Here is a 7,138-nt window from a genome sequence, read left to right as displayed (position 1 = left end):
GTTCCAGGACGCGGGCCGCGCGCGGCGGATAACCGGGCGCCAGCACCTCGCGGCCCCGCTCCGCGCGGGCCCGGTACGCGTCCAGGGCCGCCTCCGCGACCGGGCCCGAGGCCGCCACGTCCAGCCGCGAGATCACCTCCGTCGCCTCCCGCAGTGCCTCCGCCAGCTCACGCTCCGCCTCGCTCAGCGAGGGCACATCCGCAGGCGGGGCCTCCCGTACCGGCAGACAGTGCCAGAGGACCTCCGTATGACGGTCGCCCTCCGGGCCCACCGAGGTGATCTCGGGCACCAGACCGTACGGCGCGCCCGTCGCGACGACGGCCTCCTCGGCCTCCAACGCGCGGGCGTTGAACTCCGGCGGTCCGCTGAGCCCGAGCGGATGGCCCGGTACGGGCAGTGCCACCCGGTATCCGGTCACACCGAGCGCCCGCAGCCGTCCCAGTGCCAGCGTGAGCCCGACAGGACCGGCCTCGCCGGGCAGTCCTTCCACCCGGTGCGGCGCGTCGTCACCGACCACGGCGAGTACGGCGTCGTCCGGCGATACAAACCCGGCCAGAAGGGCGTTTCCCCAAGCGGCCAGCAGTCCTGAGCGTGGTTGCGAATGCATGGACCCAGCCTAGGGAACGGACCTCAAGGCCGGTCCACTCGACCGGTGGCGTAGATTTTCCGGGGAGACGCGCCCACAGGCGCACCCGGAACCTCAAGACGATTGCATGGGGAGACAACGCGCTCATGAGCGATGTACTGGAGCTGGTGGACGTATCCGTGGTCCGCGACGGACGCGCTCTGGTGGACGATGTCTCCTGGTCGGTCAAGGAGGGAGAGCGCTGGGTGATCCTCGGCCCCAACGGCGCCGGCAAGACCACTCTGCTCAATCTCTCCTCCAGCTATCTGTTCCCGACCAGCGGACAGGTGAGCATCCTCGGCGACCGGCTCGGCAGGGTGGACGTCTTCGACCTCCGCCCGCGCATCGGTATCGCGGGCATCGCCCTGGCCGAAAAGCTTCCCAAGCGCCAGACCGTCCTCCAGACCGTGCTGACCGCCGCGTACGGCATGACCGCGACCTGGCACGAGAACTACGACGAGGTCGACGAGCAGCGCGCCCGCGCCTTTCTCGACCGGCTGGGCATGACCGAGTATCTCGACCGCAGATTCGGCACTCTCTCCGAGGGCGAGCGCAAGCGCACCCTGATCGCCCGGGCGATGATGACCGATCCCGAGCTGCTCCTCCTGGACGAGCCCGCGGCCGGTCTCGACCTCGGCGGGCGCGAGGACCTGGTACGCAGGCTCGGCCGCCTCGCCCGCGATCCGTACGCGCCCTCCATGATCATGGTCACGCACCATGTCGAGGAGATCGCGCCGGGCTTCACGCATGTGCTCATGATCCGCCAGGGCAAGGTGCTCGCAGCCGGCCCGATGGAGACGGAACTTACCTCCCGCAACCTCTCCCTCTGCTTCGGCCTTCCGCTCGTCGTCGAACGCAACGGTGACCGCTGGACCGCGCGGGGCCTCCCGCTCGGCTGACGCGGGAACCGCCGCTCGGCTGACCGGATATCACCCCTGTCCCGACAGGGATCGCCGGACCTACCATGACCAGGTGGAAATCGAAGCGTGGGTGTGGTGGCTGATCGGCGCCGTCGGTCTGGGTATTCCGCTTGTTCTGACCGCGATGCCCGAGTTCGGAATGTTCTCCGCGGGCGCGGTAGCCGCCGCCGTCACCGCCGCGCTCGGCGGCACCGTGGTGGCCCAAGTCCTCGTATTCGCCGTGGTGTCCGTCGCGCTCACCGCGGTGGTCCGCCGTATCGCGAGCCGGCAACGCGGCTCGAATCCCGGAGCGGCCACGGGAATTGACGCGCTGAGAGGCCGTCAGGCCATCGTTCTCGAACGTGTCGACGGCCGAGGTGGCCGGATCAAGCTCGCCGGTGAGGTCTGGTCGGCGCGCACCCTTGACGCGGATGCGTCGTTCGAACCCGGCCAGCAGGTCGATGTGGTCGAAATCGACGGAGCGACAGCCGTGGTGATGTGAGTCAACCCTGTGGAACGCTCGCCATGCACGCTCCTGGTCTGAGAAACTCGATCATCAGAACATCCGGCAGCGAAGGGCCCGAGATACGCGATGCCATCAATCATCATCGTCCTGGTCATCCTGGTGGTGCTTGTATTCATCGCCCTGGTCAGAACGATCCAGGTCATCCCGCAGGCAAGCGCCGCCATCGTGGAGCGGTTCGGCCGCTACACCCGAACTCTCAACGCGGGCCTGAACATCGTGGTCCCGTTCATCGACTCGATCCGTAACCGGATCGACCTCCGCGAGCAGGTCGTGCCCTTCCCGCCGCAGCCGGTGATCACACAGGACAACCTGGTCGTCAACATCGACACCGTCATCTACTACCAGGTGACCGACGCCCGCGCCGCGACCTATGAAGTCGCCAGCTATATCCAGGCGATCGAACAGCTCACCGTCACCACGCTGCGCAACATCATCGGCGGCATGGACCTGGAGCGGACACTCACCTCCCGCGAGGAGATCAACGCGGCGCTGCGCGGCGTTCTCGACGAGGCCACCGGCAAGTGGGGCATCCGCGTCAACCGCGTCGAGCTGAAGGCCATCGAACCGCCCACCTCCATCCAGGACTCGATGGAGAAGCAGATGCGCGCCGACCGTGACAAGCGCGCCGCGATCCTCACCGCCGAGGGCATCCGCCAGTCGCAGATCCTCACCGCGGAGGGCGAGAAGCAGTCCGCGATCCTGCGCGCGGAAGGTGAGGCCAAGGCCGCGGCCCTGCGCGCCGAGGGCGAGGCCCAGGCGATCCGTACGGTCTTCGAGTCGATCCACGCCGGCGACCCGGACCAGAAGCTCCTCTCGTACCAGTACCTCCAGATGCTCCCCAAGATCGCCGAGGGAGACGCCAACAAGCTCTGGATCGTGCCCAGCGAGATCGGTGACGCCCTCAAGGGACTCAGCGGCGCCTTCGGCAACCTCGGCGGCGGCATGCCCGGCTTCGACACCGGCAAGGAGCGCCGACAGGACCCCCCGCTGGACTGACCCGCCCGGCCCTTCGTGCATGATCGGTGCATCTTGCACCGATCATCGAAGGGCAGCGCACTGTGACCATCTGGGAGATGCTCGCCGTCTTCGTGGCGGGCATCAGTGCCGGAACCATCAACACCATCGTCGGTTCCGGCACCTTGATCACCTTTCCCGTCCTGCTGGCGACCGGCCTCCCACCGGTCACCGCCACCGTCTCCAACGCCCTCGGGCTCATACCGGGATCGGTCAGCGGCGCCATCGGCTACCGCGCCGAACTCGCCGGCCAGAGCCGCCGTGTACTGCGGCTGAGCGTCGCCGCACTCATCGGCGGTCTCACCGGCGCCACACTGCTGCTCGTACTGCCCTCGACGGCCTTCGAAACGATCGTGCCCGTCCTGGTCACCATCGCCCTCGCTCTGGTGATCCTCCAGCCGAGGCTCACCAGAGCCGTCCAGGCCCGCCGCCGACGCAGAGGAACCGGCGCCCGTCTTGACGGTGGCCCGCTCCTGTTCGCCGGACTCCTCCTCGCCAGCGTCTACGGCGGCTACTTCACAGCGGCCCAAGGGATCATTTATCTCTCCCTGATGGGCATGCTGCTCGACGACAGCCTGCAACGCCTCAACGCCGTCAAGAATGTCCTCGCCGCCGTCGTCAACAGCATCGCCGCGCTCTACTTCCTCTTCGTCGCCCACTTCGACTGGACGGCCGTCGTGCTCATCGCCGCCGGCTCCGCACTGGGCGGCCAGCTCGGCGCCAAGGTCGGCCGCCGACTCCCACCGGTCGCGCTGCGCGCACTGATCGTGGCCGTCGGTGCGGTCGCCATCGCACAGCTCCTGATCCGCCGGTACGGCTGACACCGGGCGAGGGCGGGCGGAACGGACAAGAGCCCGCTCCCGGACCGGGAAGCGGGCTTTCGCCGTACGTCTCGGGCTGCACGTTCCGTTACGCGGCGGAGCGCACGCCTATCAGCCACTGCGGCAGCTCCGAACGCTCACCGGCCCGCAGCGACAGCAGCATCGCGTCCGCCGGGGACGGTACGAACGGCTCGTGCAGCAGCGGCATCCCGGCCTGCTCCGGCGTACGGTCGGCCTTGCGATGGTTGTCCTCGGCGCAGGAAGCGACCGTATTCAGCCAGCTATCGGCACCGCCTCGGGACCTCGGCACCACATGGTCCACCGTCGTCGCGCGTCTGCCGCAGTACGCGCAGCGATGTTGGTCCCGTACCAGAACGCCCCGCCTCGACCACGGGGCCTGTCTTCGAAAGGGCACCCGCACATAGCGGCAGAGCCTGATCACCCGGGGCACCGGAAGCTCCACAGCGGCGGCACGGACACGGAGACCGGGATGAGCCTGCTCGACAACGGCCTTGTCCTGGAGCACCAGCACCACCGCGCGGTTGAGTGTCACCGTCGACAGCGGCTCGAAGCTCGCATTCAGTACCAGCGTGTCCCGCATCCCGCCCACCTCCCGTGTGCCGGCCCACCGCCTGGCGGGCTGGGATCAACTCTGGCCGGGCACGCCGAGGGGGACAACACAATAAAAAGTGCCCTGCCCTGATCTCTCCAAGACCAGGGCAGGGCAAACAAAAGGCAAACGGTCAGCCTGCCGCAGGCGCCGCGTACTCGCCGATGAGCTGCGCACGTGCAAGCGCGTGGAACCGAAGATTGAAGCCGACGAACGCGGGTGAGGCGTCACTGTCGGGCCCCAGCTTCTCGGTGTCCACCGCGTACACCGTGAACACATACCGATGCGCCGGATCCCCGGCCGGCGGCGCCGCGCCTCCGAAGTCCTTCGACCCGTAGTCGCTCCGCGCGTGCACGGCGCCCGCGGGCAGTCCCTTGAACGAACCGCTGCCAGCGCCCGCGGGCAGCTCGGTCACCGATGCCGGGATGTCGAAGAGCACCCAGTGCCAGAATCCGCTGCCGGTCGGCGCGTCGGGATCGAAGCACGTCACGGCGAAGCTCTTGGTCTCCGCGGGAAAGCCCTCCCAGCGCAACTGCGGAGAGGTGTTCCCGGCCGCGTAGACCTGTGCGTCCTTGAGCACCGCGCCGGGCGCGATGTCGTCGCTCACCACGGTGAAGGACGGCACCTGCGGATGGAAGTCATGAGGGAGCGGAGCCCTCTTGCCCTCGGTCAACGTCTGAACCTCCGAATCGGCTGTTCCGCCGACCGGTGTGCCGACGGATCTGCCCTGCGACGCCGAGCCTAAAGGCCGTGATCAGAACCAGTTGCGACGGCCACCCACCTCGGCGAGCCACTGGTTGAGATAGCCGGGCCAGTCGGTGCCGTGGAAGTCGGCGAGACCGACCTGGAAGGACCGGAACGAGTCGCTGCCCTCGGTGAAGAGCCCCGGCTTCTTGTCCATCTCCAGGATGACGTCCATCTCACGGTCGTCCGCGACGAAGGTCAGCTCGACCTGGTTGAGCCCGCGGTACTGCTGCGGCGCGAAGAACTCGATCTCCTGGTAGAAGGGCAGCCGCTGGCGCGTCCCGCGGATATGACCGCGTTCCATGTCCGCGGCCTTGAAGCGGAACCCGAGCTGGATGAAGGCGTCCAGGATGGCCTGCTGCGCCGGTAGCGGATGGACATTGATCGGGTCGAGATCGCCGGAGTCCAGCGCCCGGGCGATCGCGAGCTCCGTGGTCACGCCGATGTTCATGCCGCGGAGCTGCTGGCCGTCGATCGTCGTGATCGGGGTCTCCCACGGGATCTCGAGACCGAACGGCACCACGTGGACCGCTCCGGCCTGAACCTCGAAGGCGCCGCCGATGGACTGCTTGGTGAACTCGATGTCCTGCTTGAGCTCCTGGTCGTTGCCTTCGACCTCGACACGCGCCTGAAGGCCGACGGAGACCCCTTGGATCTGCTGGTTGACAGAACCGCCCTGGAGCCGCACCTCGCCCTGCACGACGCCGCCAGGCACGACGTTCAGCTCGGTCAGCTCCGTCTCGACGGACGCACCACCGGCGCCGAGGCTCGCGAGCAGCTTCTTGAAGCCCATGTTCACTCCTTCTAGGTCCTGACCCCTACATACGCGCTCCGACCGTAGTCGGTTCCCCGGTACGCTCATACGCCATGGAGAGCCCCGACCGTATGCCGCTTCCCCGGGACTTCTTCGACCGCCCGGTCCTGGAGGTCGCGCCCGATCTGCTCGGCCGAACGCTGGTGCGCACCACGGACGACGGTCCGATCGAGCTCCGGCTGACCGAAGTGGAGGCGTACGCGGGCGAGATCGACCCGGGATCACATGCCTTCCGCGGCCGGACGGCCCGTAACGGAGTGATGTTCGGCCCGCCCGGTCACGCGTACGTCTACTTCACTTACGGGATGTGGCACTGCCTCAACCTGGTGTGCGGCCCGGAGGGCATGGCGAGCGGAGTTCTGCTCCGCGCGGGCGAGATCCAGGTGGGCGCGGAGCTGGCACATAAACGTCGATTCTCGGCCCGGCACCACAGGGAACTGGCCAAAGGCCCGGCCCGCCTGGCCACCGCGCTCGATGTCGACCGCGCCCTCAACGGCACGGACGTCTGCGCGGGCCCCGACGCACCGCTGGCGATATTGGCCGGCACTCCTGTACCGACTGACCAGGTCCGCAGCGGCCCTCGCACCGGAGTCGGCGGCGACGGGGCGGTCCATCCGTGGCGCTTCTGGATCGCGGGCGACCCTTCGGTGAGCCCTTATCGGGCCCATGTGCCCCGACGCCGCCGAACTTGACTCGTACCGTTCATCCGCCTAACGTAGCCCGAGCCGCTTGACACGGGTCCTGCTGTTCAGCAGCCCCCGAAGCGGCCACCCACTACTGACGATCAACCCTGACGGGTTCGATTTCGGCATGCCGAAATTCAAGCCCGACGGCTCGATTATGAGCCGGGCGGGGATTCGGTTAAAGTAGCGGAAGCCGAAAGGCGAAAGACCAATCCAAAGGTCACCGGAATTCATGAGGCGGAAGACGCCGAATGAGTCTGGTAAAGTCGGAGACGCAAGACAGCAAGACAAGCAGAACAGCAAGACAAGTAAGACCGAAGGGAAATGCCCGGAGGAAAGCCTGTGAGGGTGAGTACGAAGGAAGCGTCCGTTCCTTGAGAACTCAACAGCGTGCCAAAAGTC

9 protein-coding genes are annotated in these 7,138 nt (G+C 67.5%); 5 read left to right on the top strand and 4 right to left on the bottom strand.

What is annotated here, in order from left to right; all coding sequences use genetic code 11:
• Positions 1-607, bottom strand: a 607-nt coding sequence (locus GA0115259_RS19090; protein WP_093598465.1) for a hypothetical protein, incomplete at its 3' end; no start/stop codon positions are given.
• A gap of 125 nt (positions 608-732) precedes the next feature.
• Between GA0115259_RS19090 and GA0115259_RS19085 the strand changes: the two genes are divergently transcribed.
• The 4 genes from GA0115259_RS19085 (at position 733) to GA0115259_RS19070 (ending at position 3,885) form a co-directional block, all read left to right on the top strand.
• A complete protein-coding gene (locus GA0115259_RS19085) occupies positions 733-1,524 on the top strand; it encodes an ABC transporter ATP-binding protein (RefSeq protein WP_093598459.1) in 792 nt (263 codons plus the stop codon).
• Positions 1,525-1,597: 73 nt separating this feature from the next.
• Positions 1,598-2,026: an NfeD family protein gene (locus tag GA0115259_RS19080; protein WP_093598456.1), complete on the top strand. Its 429-nt coding sequence runs from the start codon at positions 1,598-1,600 to the stop codon at positions 2,024-2,026.
• A gap of 90 nt (positions 2,027-2,116) precedes the next feature.
• Positions 2,117-3,046, top strand: a complete 930-nt coding sequence (locus GA0115259_RS19075; RefSeq protein WP_093598453.1) for an SPFH domain-containing protein — start codon at positions 2,117-2,119, stop codon at positions 3,044-3,046.
• A 62-nt stretch (positions 3,047-3,108) separates the two neighbouring features.
• The gene (locus GA0115259_RS19070; RefSeq protein ID WP_093598462.1) at positions 3,109-3,885 is read left to right on the top strand and encodes a sulfite exporter TauE/SafE family protein; all 777 of its coding nucleotides are present in this window, start codon (positions 3,109-3,111) and stop codon (positions 3,883-3,885) included.
• An 88-nt stretch (positions 3,886-3,973) separates the two neighbouring features.
• Here GA0115259_RS19070 and GA0115259_RS19065 read toward each other — a convergent pair whose 3' ends face one another.
• The 3 genes from GA0115259_RS19065 to GA0115259_RS19055 all read right to left on the bottom strand — a co-directional run bounded on the left by GA0115259_RS19065 (position 3,974) and on the right by GA0115259_RS19055 (position 6,032).
• Positions 3,974-4,486, bottom strand: a complete 513-nt coding sequence (locus tag GA0115259_RS19065; protein WP_093598450.1) for an HNH endonuclease — start codon at positions 4,484-4,486, stop codon at positions 3,974-3,976.
• A 142-nt stretch (positions 4,487-4,628) separates the two neighbouring features.
• Positions 4,629-5,168 carry a YbhB/YbcL family Raf kinase inhibitor-like protein gene (locus GA0115259_RS19060; RefSeq protein WP_093598447.1) on the bottom strand — a complete coding sequence of 180 codons (540 nt, stop codon included), beginning with the start codon at positions 5,166-5,168 and terminating at the stop codon, positions 4,629-4,631.
• 81 nt (positions 5,169-5,249) lie between these two features.
• Entirely contained in the window at positions 5,250-6,032 is a 783-nt protein-coding gene (locus tag GA0115259_RS19055) for a sporulation protein (RefSeq protein WP_093598444.1), read from the bottom strand.
• Positions 6,033-6,106: 74 nt separating this feature from the next.
• On the opposite strand from GA0115259_RS19055, the gene GA0115259_RS19050 reads away from it, so the two are divergent.
• A complete protein-coding gene (locus GA0115259_RS19050) occupies positions 6,107-6,745 on the top strand; it encodes a DNA-3-methyladenine glycosylase (protein ID WP_093598441.1) in 639 nt (212 codons plus the stop codon).
• Positions 6,746-7,138: the final 393 nt, after the last annotated feature.

The organism is Streptomyces sp. MnatMP-M17 (assembly GCF_900091995.1).
Lineage (GTDB): Bacteria > Actinomycetota > Actinomycetes > Streptomycetales > Streptomycetaceae > Streptomyces.
The sequence above is the reverse complement of the archived record's forward strand: the minus strand, read 5'-3'. Positions and strand labels throughout refer to the sequence as shown.